At 41.0% G+C, this 261-nt stretch carries 1 protein-coding gene; it reads left to right on the top strand.

Features of this window, described 5'->3' with window-relative positions; genetic code table 11:
* The coding region (locus IQR33_RS17050) for a hypothetical protein (RefSeq protein ID WP_193843879.1) at positions 1-261 on the top strand (261 nt) is incomplete at both ends.

Genomic DNA, 261 nt, shown 5'->3' on the forward strand with positions numbered 1-261 from the left:
TGAAAGTTCAAGAAAATAGTGGAGCCGAAGTTTTCTCATTAACCCAGTCATTTCGCTTCAATGAACAGGTTGCTACATATGCCAATGCCTTTCTGAACCAACTTGGTGTTCATGAACGGCTTAAGGGGACCGATAATGGCATTATCGAGTCTGTTTTAACTTCAGAAAACGATTTAGATGAAAATCTCCAGATAGCCTATATCAACCGTACGATCGTATTAACGATTGAAGTCGCGATAGAAGCTGACGAACGTGGCAAGA

It is taken from the genome of Vibrio sp. OPT46 (assembly GCF_015163535.1).
Classification (GTDB): Bacteria; Pseudomonadota; Gammaproteobacteria; order Enterobacterales; family Vibrionaceae; genus Vibrio; species Vibrio alginolyticus.